This window comes from Pseudomonas sp. HMWF021 (assembly GCF_003061005.1).
Classification (GTDB): Bacteria; Pseudomonadota; Gammaproteobacteria; order Pseudomonadales; family Pseudomonadaceae; genus Aquipseudomonas.
The window spans coordinates 36,936-51,297 of record NZ_QAIK01000155.1 but is presented as its reverse complement, the minus strand read 5'-3'; the positions used below and the strand labels follow the sequence as shown (position 1 = coordinate 51,297).

The following is a 14,362-nucleotide window of genomic DNA, read 5'->3' as shown; positions in this document are numbered from 1 at the left end:
CACCAGACTGCGCTCGAACAGCCGCTTGCCGTTGAGACGGCCCACCAGTGGCGGGTATTTGAAGCGGCCGCGCTTGAGCTGGTTGCGCAGCAGCAGATAGACCACGATGCCGCCGGACATGGCGATCAGGCTCATGATCATCGGCGCGTTGAGACCGTGCCAGATCGCCAGGCTGTACTCAGGCAGCGTTCCACCTACTACCGGCAGCGCGGCAGCCGCAAGCAGCGGGCCGACCACTTGCGCCGGGAAGATCCCGACGATCAGGCAGGTGAACACCAGCAGTTCGACCGGCGCACGCATCCAGCGCGGTGGTTCGTGCGGGGTGTGCGGCAGATCGGTGGCGGTGGGGCCGAAGAACACGTCGACGGTGAAGCGCAGCGAATAGGCGACGCTGAACGTGCCGGCGATGGTCGCGACGATCGGCAGTGTCGCTTCAACCCATGCGGTGGCGTTGATGAACACGGTTTCGGCGAAGAACATCTCTTTCGACAGGAAACCGTTGAGCAGCGGCACGCCGGCCATGGACGCACTGGCCACCATCGCCAGCGTCGCGGTGAACGGAATGAGTTTGATCAGACCGCTGAGCTTGCGGATGTCGCGGGTGCCGCTTTCGTGGTCGATGATGCCGGCGGCCATGAACAGCGACGCCTTGAAAGTCGCGTGGTTGAGGATGTGAAACACCGCCGCGACGGCTGCCAGCGGACTGTTCAGGCCCAGCAAAAGAGTGATCAGCCCCAGGTGGCTGATGGTCGAGTAGGCCAGCAGACCCTTGAGGTCGTTCTGGAACATCGCGCAATACGCGCCGAGCAACAGCGTACACGCGCCGGCGCCGCTGACAATGTAGAACCATTCTTCACTGCCGGACAGTGACGGCCACAGGCGCGCAAGCAGGAACACCCCGGCCTTGACCATGGTCGCCGAGTGCAGATAAGCCGAAACCGGGGTGGGTGCCGCCATGGCGTGCGGCAGCCAGAAGTGGAAGGGAAACTGGGCGCTTTTGCTGAGGGCGCCGATGAGGATAAGAGGAAGCAGGATAGGGTAGAGGGCATGTGCGCGAATCTGATCGCCGGCGGCCAGGACCTTGTCCAGGTCATAGCTGCCGACGACATGGCCGAGGATCATGACCCCCGCCAGCAGGCACAATCCCCCGGCACCGGTGACCATCAGCGCCATATAGGCGCCACGCCGGGCATCGGCGCGGTGGTGCCAGTAGCCGATCAGCAGGAACGAGAAGAGGCTGGTCAGCTCCCAGAAAAACACGATCTGGATCAGGTTGCCGGAGATCACCAACCCGAGCATGGCGCCCATGAATGCCAGGAAAAAGGCGAAGAAACGTGGCACCGGGTCATCCGGCGACATGTAATAACGCGCATATAAAGAGACCAGGGTGCCGATGCCGAGCACCAGCATCGAGAACAGCCAGGCGAAGCCGTCCATGCGCAGGACGAAGTTCAAACCGAGGCTGGGCAGCCACATGAATTCTTCGCGGATCACCCCGCCGTGAGCGATTTGCGGGTACAACAGCGCGACCTGCACGGTGCCGATCAGAGCGACCAGACCTGCCAACAGGGATTCGGTATTACGCGCGTTGTGTGGCAGCACCGCTGCCAGACAGCTGCCAATGAATGGCAGAAGCAGTAGAACTATCAGGGACATAGGCTTCTAATCTGCGGAAGTTTGTGAAGCATCATACGTGCCAGCTCCCTGATTACCAAACGCCAGGATGTCTCAGAATCCTACAAAGTAGTCTGAAAAATTTGGTTTGGCTTTGTTTCATGGGCGAAAAAAGATCGCAGCCTGCGGCAGCTCCTACGTTGGAGTGCATGTCCCTGTAGGAGCTGCCGCAGGCTGCGATCTGTTGATCTTCGCTTTCAATTGCCGCTGTCGTTCTCCAAGGCGCCTTCAACTTCGACGTCAACCTTACCCTTGGTCTTCAACTCGCTGACAATCACCGCCGCCACAATTAACCCGGCGCCAACCAAGGCAATCGCCGGCAAGCGCTCCCCGGCAATCCGCCCGACGATCCCGGCCCAGACCGGCTCACCGGCATAGATCAAGGTTGCCCGGGTCGGCGAAACACTTTTCTGCGCCCAGTTCATCGCCACCTGAATCGCCGCACTCGCCGCGCCGAGGCCCAGCGCGGTCACCAGCAAGGTCCAGGAAAAATCCGGAAGCGCCTCGCCGGTCGGCACCACCAGCAGGAACGACAGCACCGAGGTCGCCGCCAACTGCACCACGGTCACTCGGCGCACATCGACCTGGCCGGCGTAGGTGCTGATCAGAATGATCTCGGCAGCAATCGCGATGGCGCTGATCAGCGTGGCGATTTCGCCGGGGCTGAAATTCAGCGCAGCCCCGGACGGCCCGGACAACAGCATCAGACCGGTAAACGCCAGCATGATGCCGATGCTCGGCATCAGTCCCGGGCGACGGCCCAGCACCAGCCATTGCAGCAACGGCACGAAGGGCACGTAGAGCGCGGTGATGAACGCCGACTGGCTGCTCGGGATCGTTTGCAGGCCCACCGTCTGCAGGCCGTAACCGAGCATGATCGCCACGCCGATGAAGGCGCCGGCCTTGAGCTCGAACAGGGTCAGTTCACGCAAGTGACGCCAGGAGAACAGCGCGACGATGCACGCCGCGGCGGCAAAGCGCAGGCCGACGAAGAACATCGGGCCGCTGACGGTCATGGCATGTTGCACCAGCAGGAACGTGCCGCCCCAGACCATGGTGATCAGCACCAGCACGCACTCGGCTTTGCTGAAGCGGGAGAAGCGGAGAGAGGTGGAAGATTCGTTCACTGACGTCATGACCTTGCGCACTATAAAAGGCAGGACGCACAATGCGCCCAACGTTGCGCAGTATACTGCCCAACCCCACCGAGTGAGCAATATAGTGCACAAAGATTCCAGCCAACGGGCGTCCGTCCTGCAACACGTCAGCCAGAATGTTCGGCGTCTGCGCCACGCGGCCGACATGAGCCAGACCGCGCTGGCCGAAAAGTCCGGGGTCAGTCGGCGCATGCTGGTGGCAATCGAGGCCGGGGAAAAAAACGTCAGCCTGACCACCCTTGACCGCGTTGCCGAAGCGCTCGACGTAGCTTTCAGCGACCTGATCCAGGCTCCCGACGCGCGCGATACCAGCCGCATCAACGAGGTGGCCTGGGCCGGCGTCATTCCGGGGAGTAAAGCGGTGCTGTTGTCCAAGGCCACTGCCACCCGCGAGGTCGAGCAGTGGGAATGGTGCCTGCAGCCGGGCGAAATCTACCCCTCACAACCGGATGCCGATGGCTGGAGTGAACAGATTTATGTGTTCGAAGGTTGCCTGACGCTGACGGTCGGCGATGTGACCAACACCATTTCCACTGGCGAGTTTTTCATGTTTGCCAGCAACCAGCCGCACGGCTATCGCAACGACGGAACGGTCGCGGTGCGGTTTGTGCGTAATGTGGTGATTTGAGATGAATCAGAACGCAGACATCCTGATTATCGGCGGCGGCCTCAGCGGTACGATGCTGGCTGTGCAATTGCTGCGACAGCCCGGGCAACGCAGGATTCTGGTCATTGAGCCACGCGCCGAGCTCGGCCGTGGCGAAGCCTACAGCGCCGTCGAGCTTGGCCACACGCTCAACGGCAATGCGGCGCGCATGAGTGTCGATCCGGATAACCCCGATGACCTGACTCAATGGCTGACCGCGCACATCGCTGCCGGTGGCTGGCCGGAATCTGCCGAGCAGAACGTGCCGATCAGTGAACTGTTCCCGCCACGCGGCTTGTTTGGCGTATATGTGCAGCAACGCCTGGCCGAGGCGCGAGTCGTTGGTGCGCGGTACGGTTCGACCGTCGAGCACATCTGCGCCGAAGTCATCGATCTGCAAAGCGAGGCCGATTCGGTGCAACTGAGTTTGAGCAATGGGCAGACTCTGCGCGGTGCCTATGCCGTGCTCGCCACGGGCATGTTCCCCGCCGCGCGCACGCCGCAGAAAGAGTCCAGCGGTCTGAATGCTGCCGCGCTCGATCCGTGGGACGTCTCGGCCATGCGCCAGCTCGATCCGCAGTCGACCGTGCTGATCATCGGCTCCGGCCTGACCATGGTCGATGCGGTGGTTTCGCTGGAGCAGGCCGGGCATCGTGGGCCGATCGAAGTGTTTTCCCGTCATGGGCTGTTGCCTCATGTGCGGCGACAACCGCCGGCGTGGGTGGACTTTCTGGCTGAAGATCCAGGCATCCGCACACCGCGCCAATTGTTGCGCGAGCTGCGCAGGCATTGCCGAAACGCTATCGCTCAGGGCATCGACTGGCAGGCGCCGCTGGACACCGTGCGGGCGCATATCGGACGGTTGTGGAGCCAGGCGACTGACCTGCAGCGTCGACAATTCGTACGCCATGTGCGGCCGTGGTGGGAGAGTCACCATCACCGTTCGCCGCCGCTGAGTGCGGCGCTGGTGGAGCGCTTGCATAACCAGGGACGGTTGCGAATTCAGGCGGCGTCGTTCAAAGGGCTTGAGCCCGTGTCGGATGATGGGGTGAGTATTCGCATTCGGCGTCGGGGCGAGGCAGAAACCGGTGTGGTGCATGGTGCGGCGCTAATCAATTCCAGTGGTATCGAGTACGACTGGCGCCGGGTTGCGCGACCGCTGCCACAGCAGTTGCTGGCGCGCGGGCTGGTGCGGCCGGGGCCGTTGGCACTGGGGATTGCAGCGGCGGCGGATGGCGCAGTTCTGGATGCTCAAGGGCAGGCCGGCCGCCGATTGTTCGCGATGGGGCCACCGCTGCGCGGGATGTGGTGGGAGAGTACGGCGGTAACGGATGTGGCGTTGCAGGCCAAGGCGCTGGCGGCGCGGCTGGTGGGGTGATGTTGTGCTTCAGGGCCTCTTCGCTGGCAAGCCAGCTCCCACAGTGAACTGTGTTTGTTCACAGAACTTGTGTTTCATGCAAACCCTGTGGGAGCAGGCTAGCCAGGTTTAACGGTGATCTGTGTTGTTCACAGAGTTTGTGATCCGTGCGAACTCTGTGGGAGCTGGCTTGCCAGCGATGGGGCCGGTTCAGCCAATGATCATCTCGGCAGCGCATTCATCAACCAGCGCTGGCGAATCTGCTCCAGGCGGCCGTCGGCGCGCAAGGCTTCCAGCGCCTGTTGCCAGCGTTTGACCTGACCCGGATCGGTCTGCAGCGAAAACGCGATGTAGGTGTCCTGTTTCATCAGCGACATCTGATACTGCAAGCGTCCCGGCTCCATGCCCTGGGTGCGGGCCAGGGCGGCGGTGGACAGGGTATCGGAGACCACGAAGTCGGTCCGGCCCAGGCTGAACAGGCGCATCATCTGCTCGGGTGTTTCGACACCGTCGAGGTTTTTCAGGTTTTGCTGTTGCAGGTAGCTGTAGATCAGCCATTTGCGCGGCACGCTGATGCGCCCGGCCTGATCCGCCTCTTGCAGTGAGCGTACCGGTGGCTGGCTGTATGCGTGGCCGTAGAGCGCGGTTTCGACTTCGATCAGCGGTCCGACCCATTGGTAGCGATCATCGCGCTCGTCGGTGCGCAAAACCGTGAAAACGCCCGTATTCGGGGTCTCGCTGGCCGTGCGCAGGGCACGCAGCAACGGTACTTGTTGCAGCTCGATCCGGTCACCGGTCTGTTCGGCCAGCGCGCGCACCACATCCACGCCGTAACCCACCAGTTGATCGCCTTGTTGAAAATGCAGGGGCGGGTGATTGTCGGTGAGCAGTTGCAGGTCCGCCGCATTGGCCGCCAGGGCCAGGAGTGACAGCAGACACGCGGCAATCCGTTTCATGAATCGTCCCTGAAAAATAGATCGCGAAGCTTAGTACGGGCCGAGGGTGGCTGTCGTGAGGAATGTACGGGGCTTTTGCGTCAGAAAACAGGACGGATCGGTTAGATGGGATGGATACAAACTGTGGGAGTGAGCCTGCTCGCGATGGTGGCGTATCAGTCAACACTGATGGTGATTGATAGACCGCCATCGCGAGCAGGCTCACTCCTACAGGGGGTTATGCCACCACGCGATAGCACGGCACATACGCCGCGCCACCCGGCAGTTTCATCCGGTGCTGGGCGACGAAGGCTTTGAGCAGCGCATCGAGTGGCTGCATGATCGCCGCGTCACCCCGGATCTGGTACGGCCCGTGTTCTTCGATCAGGCGGATGCCCTTGTCCTTGACGTTGCCGGCGACGATCCCGGAGAACGCGCGGCGCAGGTTGGCTGCCAGTTCGTGGGGCGGCTGGTCGCGGTGCAGCTTGAGGTTGGCCATGTTTTCGTGGGTCGGATCGAATGGGCGCTGGAAGCTTTCGTCGATCTTCAGCAGCCAGTTGAAGTGGAACGCATCGTTGCGCTCGCGGCGGAACTGCTTCACCGCTTTGAGGCCGGCGGTCATCTGCCGGGCGACTTCGGCCGGGTCGTCGATGATGATCTGGTAGTGCTGCTTCGCCGCATCACCGAGGGTGGCGGTGACGAACGCGTCGAGTTGTTCCAGATACGGCGCGGCATGTTTCGGCCCGGTCAGAATCACCGGGAACGGCAGGCCTTCGTTGTCCGGGTGCATCAGGATGCCCAGCAGGTACAGAAACTCTTCGGCAGTGCCGGCGCCGCCCGGGAAGATGATGATGCCGTGGCCGACCCGCACGAACGCTTCCAGACGTTTTTCGATGTCCGGCAGGATCACCAGCTCGTTGACGATCGGGTTTGGCGCTTCGGCGGCGATGATCCCCGGCTCGGTCAGGCCGAGGTAGCGGCCGCCGTGGATGCGCTGCTTGGCGTGGGCGATGGTCGCGCCTTTCATGGGGCCTTTCATCACGCCGGGGCCGCAACCGGTGCAGATGTCGAGGCTGCGCAGGCCCAGTTCGTGGCCGACTTTCTTGGTGTATTTGTATTCTTCGGTGTTGATCGAGTGCCCGCCCCAGCACACGACGATTTTCGGCTCCACGCCCGGGCGCAGGGTGCGCGCGTTGCGCAGCAGGTGGAACACGTAGTCGCTGATGCCTTGCGAGGTGCTGAGGTCGATGCGTTGGCTGTCGAGTTCGTTTTCGGTGTAGACGATGTCGCGCAGGGCGCTGAACAGCATCTCGCGGGTGCTGGCGATCATTTCGCCGTCGACGAAAGCGTCGGCCGGGGCGTTCAGCAGCTCGAGGCGCACGCCGCGATCTTGCTGGTGAATGCGGATTTCGAAGTCCTTGTAGGCTTCCAGAATGGTTTTTGCGTTGTCGACATGGGCGCCGGTATTGAGGATGGCCAGGGCGCACTGGCGGAAGAGGGTGTAGGTGCTGCCGGATCCGGCTTCGCTCAGTTGCTGCACTTCACGTTGAGAAAGGGTTTCCAGGCTGCCTTTCGGGCTGACCGAGGCGTTGATTACGTGTCGTTGGGTCATGCAATGATCCTTAAAACGATGTCATTCCAATGGCAGGCAAATGGCATCCGAATAGTGTGTATCCATGAATGAAGATGGCACGATCTGCGCTGTACCGCCATGTCCCCGTTGGACGCTGAAAAGATGAAAAGGGCCCCCAGCATAGCTAAATCGCGGAGAGAGGCGATAATGCGCAACGAGTTTTTTCCGTTGCCCTTTTTATCGCTCAAGGAAGTCACGCCCGATGTTCGAGATCCAGCCGATGGACCCAGCAACGTTTCGCCAGCAGACCCGGCGCAGCACGATCATCATCGCGGTGCTGTTCCTGGTGCTGGCGATGGCGCTTTCAACGGCGGCGGTGGCGCTGTTCGGTGAACCCGGCGGCGATAATCTGCGCTTCAACGTCGGTGGAGTGTTTGTCGCGTTTCTGCTGACGGCAGCGCTGATGCGCGGACAGTTCTGGCAGCAGAGCTGGATGGCGCCAGCGGTTTACAGCTGGAGGCTCAAGCGCAGCCTCATGAGCGTGACCAACGTGATGCACCAGGTGACCGCAGCCGTCGAGCAGAACGACCCGACTGCCATGAAGGTGCTGCGCTTCTATCATCTGGGGCTGACGCAGATGCACGAACTGGACGGTAACTCCAGCGATCATGCGCAATTGCACCGGGAAGTCGAAGCGCACCGGCAGCGGATGCAGGCGCTCGGTCTGGACCTCGACCAGAAGCGCCTGGACCCCGCCTGGCTGCAGGCGTTGAAACCCGCCGCGCGTTAGAACGGGATACGGCTGGCGCGGCGCAGTTTCCACCGGCGCAGCAGGCGCCCGTAAACCATCAGGTTGATCACCAGCACCACACTGCCCAGCGCCAATTGAATCTGCGGCGTCAGCCCGGCGGGGTAGATGATCGGCCAGACGTAGTGCTCGATGAAGCCGCCGGCGTATGCGGTCTGCCCGGCGGCGTGGCGCATCAGGTTTTCCCAGTAGGTCAGCGGACAGGTCAGGTGTAACACCTCGACCGTAACGCCCCAGGCAGCTGCCGGCAAATGCAGCCACATCAGGCGTGGCCACTTGAGCACTAGGAGCCCGCCGAACAGCACGAACAGAATGAATGACAGGTGGAACAGGACCAGCCCGTCGGCTGCGATTCGGTACAGCATGTCGTCTCCCTGACGCGATGGCGAAGGCGTCCATGGTACGCCGGCAGTGACACGCCAGTGCAGCGATTTGGCGCAAGTGCGCAAGATTGTTCAAGCCACGCAGGCGCATTTGCTGGCAGAGTCGGCGACTGTTTCCTCGGTTGAAGAGCGTTATGTCTGACTCACTTATGCCGCGCAGTGCGTTTCTTCGCGGCGCTGCGGCGATCATGCCGTTATCGCTGGCCACCGCGCCGTGGGGCCTGTTGGCCGGCTCCATGGCCATCGAAGCCAATCTCACGCCACTGCAGGGGCAGGGCCTGTCGAGCATCGTGTTCGCGGGCGCCGCGCAACTGGTGGCAATCGGCATGCTCAAGGGCGGTGCCGGGATTTTCTCGATTCTGCTGACTACGTTACTGCTGACTTCGCAGCACTTGTTGTACGGCATGAGCATGCGCTCGGTGATCTCACCGTTGCCCGGGCGCTGGCGCATTGGCCTGGGTTTTCTGCTCACCGATGAATTGTTCGCCCTGACCAGTCAGCATGATCGCCAGCAGTTCAATCGCTGGTATGCGCTGGGTGTCGGCCTGACGTTTTACATTGCCTGGAATCTGTTCACCCTGGCCGGCATCGTCTTGGGCAGCAGCATTCCGGGGCTTGAGCATCTGGGCCTGGATTTTTCGATTGCCGCGACGTTCATCGCGCTGATCACCCCGGTGGTGCGTAATGTGCCGACCGTGGTGTGTGTGGCGGTTTCGCTGTTCTGCTCGGTGCTGTTCAGCTATTGGCAGTGGGGCTCGGCGCTGGTGCTGTCGGGGCTGGCCGGAATGACTGCGGGATTTATCTGCAACAAGCTGTATCGGGGGCGCACATGATGATCTGGGCAGTGATTTTCGGCATGGGGATTCTGGTGTTCCTCAACCGCTACGTGTTTCTCGAACCGCGCTTGCCGGTGCGATTGAGCAGCAACGCACGGCAGTTTCTCGGCTTTGCCGTGCCGGGCATGCTGACGGCGATCTGCGGGCCGATCGTGTTCATGCCGGATAAACAGCTGAATCTGCAGTGGGACAATCCGTATCTGCTTAGTTCGCTGGTGGCGATCGGACTGGTGCTGTACACGCGCAATACTTTGCTGAGCATGCTGTTAAGCATGGCGTTTTTCTTTTTGTTGCGCTGGTGGTTGTAAGTTGACGGGGAAAAACTGTTCTACGCTTGGTGGATGACTGTTTTCGACAAGGCGAGGTGCACATGACGTCCGAGCAAAAGCGTCCCGATGAAGACGAAGAAGTAGACGAGCCCAGCGAAGAAGAAATCGAGCGCGAGAAACGCAAGGAGCAGACGTGGAAGCACGACGATGACAAGGAACTCACCGGGCCCGATGTGAAATTCTGATTGAGACATGCAAAAAGCCCCGCAGCAGCGGGGCTTTTTGTTGTTTCAGAGGTCTTCCAGCTGCGGGAAGTCCGGGTGTGACGCCCGATAGCCCAGGGTCCTGTCGATCCATGCATTGAGCTCGTTGACCATCACCGGCGGGTGGCCGGGATAGCTCTGGAGGGTGGTGCGCAGGATGCGTTCGATGTCAGGCACTGAACGCAGGTTTCGGGTCTTGATGTAGTGGCCGATAAAACAGTCGAGTTGAAAGCGTTCTGTCATGGACAGATAGATACACTCCAGGCCGTTGGCCTGTTTGATTGCAAAATCGTCGCGCAACTTAGTTCTCTGCAAGGCTTGTTAAAGTTGTAGGGGATTCCTGGTTTTGCTGACTCTTTGGTCAACTGGTATGCCAATTGGAAATGCGGCGCGCATGCTATCCGTAGTGCATGTAAATGTATGTATGACGGTTGAAATGTCAGACAGGCGGTTGGTTCGCTCAAACGACTGTTTTTTTCGGGCTGTCTCAACGGTGAAACACCCTTTGTAAAGATCCTGCGTCACGTTTAATCACCTGTAGGAGCTGCCGAAGGCTGCGATCTTTTGATCTTGCTTTTAAAAATAAAAATCAAAAGATCGCAGCCTTCGGCAGCTCCTACAGGGTAAACGCGTGAGATCACGGATCTTTAAGCCACTTCGTCAATCAGTCCGGCGCCCTGATTGCGTGAGTTGCCGACGGCTTTGCCGACTTTGTGCCAGGTGAAGGCATCGCTGCTTTCTCCTTCGAACAGCAGCATCTGTTCTGCACGTTCCACCGGTGTGGCACTGTCGAGCCATTCACGCGCCAATTCTGCAGCAAAGACCACCGGTCGACGGTCATGGATATCGAGCATGCCACCGACGCTGTCGGCGGTGATGATCACAAAACCATCGTCCTCCCGGGGCGGCGTGCCGGGTGTCGGAAACTGGCCGATGGCCGCACAGAAAACCGGCCCGTGATCGGCCCGACGGATCAGCCACGGCTGCCGGGTTTTATCCACGTCGTCGACCCATTCAAACCAGTTGTCGACCGGGACGATCAGCCGATGCCGCCAGATCGCCCGAAAGAACGGTCCGTGGGCGACCTTCTCCACCCGGGCGTTGATCGGTGCGGCGCGGTCCTTGGCCCAGTGCGGGCGCCAGCCCCAGCGCAGGTTGTCGGCATACAGTTGTTGATCGTGTTGATGGAGGATCGCGAGTGAAGTGGTCGGCGCCGCGTTGTAGCGTTCCAGCGCGGCAGCGCCGACGTGATTGATCAGCGCATCGGGAATGCTCAGCACCGCGACGAAGTCGTGAATGCCGCGGTATTGCGAGAGTCTTCCGCACATACGCCGAATCTCCGGTTGGACGCTTTCAGCTTAGTCGGCTGCGGCCAATCAATCCTTCGTCTCCTGACCGGTGAACGTGTCGCGCCAGGCCAGCCAGCGGCGCTCAAGCACCGCGAGCAGGCCGTCGCTGAGTTTGCCAAGCACGGCGAGGACGATGATCGCCGCCAGCACGATGTCCGGTCGCGAGGTTTCGCGCCCGTCACTGAGCAGATAGCCCAGGCCCCTGGTCGCGGCGATCAGTTCGGCGGCCACCAGAAACATCCACGCCAGACTCATGCCGCTGCGCAGGCCGGTGAACAGACCGGGCAGGGCGGCGGGCAGCAGAATCCGCCGCACCAGTTGCCAGCGGCTGAAGCCATAGATGCGCCCGACCTCCACCAGTTTGCGGTCGATGTTGCGTATCGCCGCAACCACGTTGACGTAGACCGGGAAGAACGCACCGATGGCGATCAAAACGATTTTCGAGGTTTCGTCGATGCCCAGCCACAGCAACAACAGTGGCACCCAGGCCAGACTCGGAATCGAACGCAGGGCAGCGAATGTCGGCTCCAGATACGCCTCGGCCTCGCGGCTCAAACCGACCCAGGCAGCGAACACCAGCGCCAGGCTGGCACCGATGGCGAAGCCGAGCACCACGCGAATCAGGCTGGCGCCGATGTGTTTCCACAGCGCGCCTTCGGCGAGGTCGGTGAGGGTCAGGGCAATCTCACTGGGTGCCGGCATCTGATAGGACGGCAGCCAGCCGATGCGCACGATGAATTCCAGGGCGATCACGATCAGCAGTGGCAGCGCCAGGCCTTTAAGGCGCCGTCGCCATGTCGGATTGAGGGTTGAAGGACGAGGTCTCGACACACTCTGGGGAAGTGCGGGCAAGTCATTACTGCGAATGGTCATGCGGGGGCTCCGCTCACCGCTCATCCGGGTCAAACAGGGAGGGGCGGTGAGTCTGGTCGGTTACTGGCGGGCGACGGCTTGCTGCACACCGCTGTCGAGCAATTGATCAATGACCTGATCGACATTCACGCCGCGGCGCACCAGTTCTTCAGAGACCAGAATCGGTGCCGCCGCCTTCGAGGCCTGCACGTCGTTGGCGGTCAGTTGCGGGCTGCTCAGGTCGGTGCGCGACAGTTGCAGTTTGGCCACGTCCAGGGGCAGGCTGGATTCCTTGGCGAGCAGGTCGGCAAACTCGTCAGGATTTTTCAGTGCCCACTCGCGCGCCTGCTCATAGGCTTTGATCACGGTGTCGATGGTTTGCGCATGCTCCTTGGCATACTGCTCGGTGACGCTGACCACACCGTAGCTGTTGAACGCCGGGTTGCGATACAGCAGACGCGAACCGGCCTGAACCTGACTGGCGGCCATGTGCGGATCGAGTCCGGCCCAGGCGTCGACATCACCTTTTTCCAGCGCGGTGCGGCCGTCCGGGTGTTGCAGGTGTACCAGCTCCACGTCGTCTTTTTTCAGCCCGGCCTGTTGCAGGCTGCGCAGGGTGAACAGGTACGGATCGGTGCCTTTGGTGGCAGCGATTTTCTTGCCCTTGAGGTCGGCGACGCTCTGGTACGGCGAATCTTTGCGCACCACCAATGCGGTCCATTCGGCGCGGCTGTAAACGTACACCGACTTGATCGGGCTGCCGTTGGCCCGGCTCAACACGGCCGCGAGGCTGGCGCTGGAAGCGAAATCGACGCCGCCGCTGTTCAGGTATTCCAGCGAACGGTTACTGCCCTGGCTCAGCACCCAGCTGACTTTGGTCTGCGGCAGGGCTTTTTCTAGGAAGCCGAAATGCTTGAGCACCAGACTCACCGGTGAGTAATAGGCGTAATCCAGATGAACCTCGGCAGGCGCGGTTTCGGCGGCGTGGGCCAAAGGTTGCAGGCTCAGCGCCAGGGTGCTGGCAACCAGCAGCGATTTGAGGCGTGAAAAGGCTAAGTACGATGTCATGACGGCGCTCCGGCAAAGGCACTGTTTTTATTTCCAAAAAGATTTTTGTAGCGACTGCGTCCTGCAGGAATGGAATATTGCAGGCTCTGTGCCATATGAGCCGAACCCCGTGTTTACGGGGGATTCGGCGCAATTGTCGGTGTGCAACTGTTGCCCGAACAACAGTGTGACAAGCCGATGTTGCGCTGCGAACAGTGCGTCTTGAGGGTGCTGAGCTTATGCATTAATCGAATTTAAAACCAGTTGATCAACAGCGTTATGGTCTATGCAAAATCCCTTCACAGGACCCGCCATGAAGCTTTCCCGATTCCTACGCACCACTCTGATTGCCGGCCTTTTTGCCACACCGCTTGCCCACGCTGCAGAGTCAGTTGTCCTGCATGTGGGCGATCAGAACTACTACAACATCCGCGCCTCGGTAGAAGCTTCCGGGGTATTGAAGGATGCGCCTTACAGCGTCGACTGGAAGCATTTCCAGGCCGCTGCACCGATGGCCGAGGCGTTGCAGACCGGCGCGCTGGATCTGGGTTTTCTGGGGGATTCGGGTTTTCTGTTTCTCGCCGCCAAACAGGCGCCGGTGAAACTGATCGGGGTGTCGCGGCAGAACCCGGACACCATCGCGTTGCTGGTGCCAAAGGACTCACCGGTAAAAACCATCGCCGATCTGAAGGGCAAAAAAGTCGCTTACTGGCCCGGTGCCTGGAGTCAGCAACTGACCTTGCGGGCGCTGGAGCAGAGCGGTCTGCCGGAGAACTACGTGGATTTCGTCAAACTGATGCCGATCGATGCGGCAGCCGCTTTGCCGCAGGGCAGCATCGACGCCTTCCCGGTGTGGGAGCCGTACATCTCGCAGCAAATCGTGTTTTCCGGTGCACGGCCGATTCTCACCGCAAAGAACCTGATGCCGGGCCTCAGCGCCATTGCAGCGTCGGCGCCGTCGATCGACAGCAAGCGTGAAGCGATCGCCGATTTTCTCGGGCGCCTGAAGCAGGCGCGGGCCTGGGTCGACAGCCACACCGATGAGTACGCTGACCTGTGGGCGAAGAAAGCCAATCTCGATCAGGAGGTTTCGCGGCACTGGTTGCGCCAGGCGCACATGTCCATCGGCCCGGTGGATCAACAGGCCGCCGCCGATCTGCAGGGCACCGCCGACTTCCTGTTCAAGGTCAAGGCGCTGCCGGTGCCGCTGGTC

Annotated in this window: 16 protein-coding genes; 7 read left to right on the top strand and 9 right to left on the bottom strand. The window is 61.0% G+C overall.

All coding sequences use genetic code 11. The annotated features are described in order from the left end of the window. Both DBR18_RS29695 and DBR18_RS22320 read right to left on the bottom strand, forming a co-directional pair. Nucleotides 1–1,656 (bottom strand): proton-conducting transporter membrane subunit (locus DBR18_RS29695; RefSeq protein WP_305891542.1); only part of this gene is annotated, 1,656 nt, incomplete at its 3' end. A gap of 215 nt (nt 1,657–1,871) precedes the next feature. Continuing rightward, on the bottom strand, nt 1,872–2,810 hold the full coding sequence (locus tag DBR18_RS22320; RefSeq protein ID WP_108591945.1) for a DMT family transporter: 939 nt from the start codon (nt 2,808–2,810) through the stop codon (nt 1,872–1,874). An 85-nt stretch (nt 2,811–2,895) separates the two neighbouring features. On the opposite strand from DBR18_RS22320, the gene DBR18_RS22315 reads away from it, so the two are divergent. Both DBR18_RS22315 and DBR18_RS22310 read left to right on the top strand, forming a co-directional pair. Beyond that, a complete protein-coding gene (locus tag DBR18_RS22315) occupies nt 2,896–3,459 on the top strand; it encodes a helix-turn-helix domain-containing protein (protein WP_108591944.1) in 564 nt (187 codons plus the stop codon). Nucleotide 3,460: 1 nt separating this feature from the next. Beyond that, complete coding sequence (locus tag DBR18_RS22310) at nt 3,461–4,855, top strand: FAD/NAD(P)-binding protein (RefSeq protein WP_108591943.1); 1,395 nt, start codon at nt 3,461–3,463, stop codon at nt 4,853–4,855. Between the two features lie 200 nt (nt 4,856–5,055). Here the strand turns inward: DBR18_RS22310 and DBR18_RS22305 are convergent, their stop codons facing one another. Both DBR18_RS22305 and ppnN read right to left on the bottom strand, forming a co-directional pair. Next, on the bottom strand, nt 5,056–5,790 hold the full coding sequence (locus tag DBR18_RS22305) for an ABC transporter substrate-binding protein (protein WP_108591942.1): 735 nt from the start codon (nt 5,788–5,790) through the stop codon (nt 5,056–5,058). A 217-nt stretch (nt 5,791–6,007) separates the two neighbouring features. Then, nucleotides 6,008–7,381, bottom strand: a complete 1,374-nt coding sequence (gene ppnN, locus DBR18_RS22300; RefSeq protein ID WP_108591941.1) for a nucleotide 5'-monophosphate nucleosidase PpnN — start codon at nt 7,379–7,381, stop codon at nt 6,008–6,010. Between the two features lie 223 nt (nt 7,382–7,604). Between ppnN and DBR18_RS22295 the strand changes: the two genes are divergently transcribed. After that, entirely contained in the window at nt 7,605–8,132 is a 528-nt protein-coding gene (locus DBR18_RS22295) for a DUF3087 domain-containing protein (protein WP_108591940.1), read from the top strand. Here the strand turns inward: DBR18_RS22295 and DBR18_RS22290 are convergent. Then, entirely contained in the window at nt 8,129–8,515 is a 387-nt protein-coding gene (locus tag DBR18_RS22290; RefSeq protein WP_108591939.1) for a DUF2784 domain-containing protein, read from the bottom strand. The genes DBR18_RS22295 and DBR18_RS22290 overlap by 4 nt on opposite strands. A gap of 152 nt (nt 8,516–8,667) precedes the next feature. On the opposite strand from DBR18_RS22290, the gene DBR18_RS22285 reads away from it, so the two are divergent. The 3 genes from DBR18_RS22285 (at nt 8,668) to DBR18_RS28440 (ending at nt 9,883) form a co-directional block, all read left to right on the top strand. After that, a complete protein-coding gene (locus DBR18_RS22285; protein ID WP_108591938.1) occupies nt 8,668–9,366 on the top strand; it encodes an AzlC family ABC transporter permease in 699 nt (232 codons plus the stop codon). Beyond that, nucleotides 9,366–9,677, top strand: coding sequence for an AzlD domain-containing protein (locus tag DBR18_RS22280; protein ID WP_177327350.1), 312 nt, complete (start codon nt 9,366–9,368; stop codon nt 9,675–9,677). Before DBR18_RS22285 ends, DBR18_RS22280 begins: the two co-directional genes overlap by 1 nt. Nucleotides 9,678–9,739: 62 nt before the next feature. Continuing rightward, nucleotides 9,740–9,883 carry a hypothetical protein gene (locus DBR18_RS28440; RefSeq protein WP_177482421.1) on the top strand — a complete coding sequence of 48 codons (144 nt, stop codon included), beginning with the start codon at nt 9,740–9,742 and terminating at the stop codon, nt 9,881–9,883. A gap of 45 nt (nt 9,884–9,928) precedes the next feature. On the opposite strand, the gene DBR18_RS22275 is transcribed toward DBR18_RS28440, so the two are convergent. From DBR18_RS22275 to DBR18_RS22255, 4 genes are all read right to left on the bottom strand, one after another. Then, on the bottom strand, nt 9,929–10,201 hold the full coding sequence (locus DBR18_RS22275) for a hypothetical protein (protein WP_108591936.1): 273 nt from the start codon (nt 10,199–10,201) through the stop codon (nt 9,929–9,931). A gap of 347 nt (nt 10,202–10,548) precedes the next feature. After that, nucleotides 10,549–11,229, bottom strand: a complete 681-nt coding sequence (locus tag DBR18_RS22265; protein ID WP_108591935.1) for an SOS response-associated peptidase — start codon at nt 11,227–11,229, stop codon at nt 10,549–10,551. Between the two features lie 48 nt (nt 11,230–11,277). Next, entirely contained in the window at nt 11,278–12,123 is an 846-nt protein-coding gene (locus tag DBR18_RS22260) for an ABC transporter permease (RefSeq protein ID WP_108591934.1), read from the bottom strand. A 60-nt stretch (nt 12,124–12,183) separates the two neighbouring features. Further along, the gene (locus tag DBR18_RS22255; RefSeq protein WP_108591933.1) at nt 12,184–13,170 is read right to left on the bottom strand and encodes an aliphatic sulfonate ABC transporter substrate-binding protein; all 987 of its coding nucleotides are present in this window, start codon (nt 13,168–13,170) and stop codon (nt 12,184–12,186) included. Between the two features lie 292 nt (nt 13,171–13,462). Between DBR18_RS22255 and DBR18_RS22250 the strand changes: the two genes are divergently transcribed. Beyond that, nucleotides 13,463–14,362: ABC transporter substrate-binding protein (locus DBR18_RS22250; RefSeq protein WP_256588842.1), on the top strand; the 900-nt coding region annotated here is incomplete at its 3' end.

Bases quoted from the DNA above. Each gene is read 5' to 3' on its own strand.
- ppnN (WP_108591941.1), bottom strand. From the start codon at position 7,381: ATGACCCAACGACACGTAATCAACGCCTCGGTCAGCCCGAAAGGCAGC.
- DBR18_RS22265 (WP_108591935.1), bottom strand. From the start codon at position 11,229: ATGTGCGGAAGACTCTCGCAATACCGCGGCATTCACGACTTCGTCGCG.
- DBR18_RS22260 (WP_108591934.1), bottom strand. From the start codon at position 12,123: ATGACCATTCGCAGTAATGACTTGCCCGCACTTCCCCAGAGTGTGTCG.
- DBR18_RS22290 (WP_108591939.1), bottom strand. From the start codon at position 8,515: ATGCTGTACCGAATCGCAGCCGACGGGCTGGTCCTGTTCCACCTGTCA.
- DBR18_RS22310 (WP_108591943.1), top strand. From the start codon at position 3,461: ATGAATCAGAACGCAGACATCCTGATTATCGGCGGCGGCCTCAGCGGT.
- DBR18_RS22305 (WP_108591942.1), bottom strand. From the start codon at position 5,790: ATGAAACGGATTGCCGCGTGTCTGCTGTCACTCCTGGCCCTGGCGGCC.
- DBR18_RS22280 (WP_177327350.1), top strand. From the start codon at position 9,366: ATGATCTGGGCAGTGATTTTCGGCATGGGGATTCTGGTGTTCCTCAAC.
- DBR18_RS22295 (WP_108591940.1), top strand. From the start codon at position 7,605: ATGTTCGAGATCCAGCCGATGGACCCAGCAACGTTTCGCCAGCAGACC.
- DBR18_RS22255 (WP_108591933.1), bottom strand. From the start codon at position 13,170: ATGACATCGTACTTAGCCTTTTCACGCCTCAAATCGCTGCTGGTTGCC.
- DBR18_RS28440 (WP_177482421.1), top strand. From the start codon at position 9,740: ATGACGTCCGAGCAAAAGCGTCCCGATGAAGACGAAGAAGTAGACGAG.
- DBR18_RS22285 (WP_108591938.1), top strand. From the start codon at position 8,668: ATGTCTGACTCACTTATGCCGCGCAGTGCGTTTCTTCGCGGCGCTGCG.
- DBR18_RS22320 (WP_108591945.1), bottom strand. From the start codon at position 2,810: ATGACGTCAGTGAACGAATCTTCCACCTCTCTCCGCTTCTCCCGCTTC.